Source organism: Pseudoalteromonas sp. SR41-1 (assembly GCF_014164015.1).
Lineage (GTDB): Bacteria > Pseudomonadota > Gammaproteobacteria > Enterobacterales > Alteromonadaceae > Pseudoalteromonas > Pseudoalteromonas distincta.
This window is the reverse complement of the sequence record NZ_JACJEK010000047.1, coordinates 1-866: the sequence shown is the minus strand read 5'-3', so window position 1 is coordinate 866 and position 866 is coordinate 1. Positions and strand designations below refer to the sequence as shown.

Below are 866 nucleotides of genomic sequence, written 5' to 3'. Positions count from 1 at the left end.
ATGGTGATTTTACTAATTGTTATTAAAGGGATTTTTCATCTTTAAGTCTAAAGCATGCTTATATCAGCTCTAATTAAACTATCGTCTCACAAAAAGAACCTTGGCATAATTTGAACCTTAAATTACACTGTATATATAAACAGTGTTTGAGGTGCGTATGTTCGTTATTCCAATTTTTATAGAAGCAGGCATTACCGGCTTTGAATCTCCTGCAGCAGAATATGTAGAGCTCGGTATTTCAATTGATGAGCTAATCATTAAACACCCGAATGCCACTTTTATTGGTATCGCTTCTGGGCAATCCATGCAAGAAGTAGGAATATTCGATGGTGACTTACTAGTCATTGATAGAGCTGAGGATGTAAGTACCGGCGATATTATTGTTGCTAGTTATAACGGTTCGTTTGTTTGTAAAATCATAGATAAGTCGAAGCGCTTACTTATCTCTGCCTCTAAAGATTATAAGTCTGTTTATATTTCTAATGATGATGACTTTAAGCTCGAGGGTGTCGTTACTGCGAGCATCCGCCTACACAGAAATAAAGCTGAAGTGAATCGATGTTTGCCCTCGTAGATGCAGTGGCATTTTATGCCAGTGCGGAGAAGGTATTTGACCCATCCATTCGCTTTAAACCCGTTGTTGTTCTAACAAATAACGATGGGTGTATTTGTGCAATATGCCCTATTGCTAGAAAGCTTAATATCCCGAAATTTGAACCTTACTTCAAAATTAGACCCTATTTAGAGCAGCATAATGTCGTCGTGCGCTCTTCAAATTATGAACTCTACGCTGATTTGAGTGAGAGAATGATGACGGTCATTAATCGTTTTTGTGATGACCATTATGTTTATAGTATTGATGAGTC

The 866-nt window shown here is 37.3% G+C and carries 1 protein-coding gene and 1 pseudogene; both read left to right on the top strand.

Annotated features, from left to right (window positions below):
* The first annotated feature begins 157 nt into the window (after positions 1–157).
* Positions 158–574, top strand: a complete 417-nt coding sequence (locus H5118_RS20360) for a LexA family transcriptional regulator (RefSeq protein WP_007583926.1) — start codon at positions 158–160, stop codon at positions 572–574.
* A pseudogene (locus H5118_RS20355) lies at positions 559–866 on the top strand (DNA polymerase V subunit UmuC); the annotation flags it as partial. The gene H5118_RS20360 and the pseudogene H5118_RS20355, both read left to right, overlap by 16 nt.

Excerpts from the sequence above, each read along its gene's own strand:
- H5118_RS20360 (WP_007583926.1), top strand. The coding sequence starts at position 158 with ATGTTCGTTATTCCAATTTTTATAGAAGCAGGCATTACCGGCTTTGAA.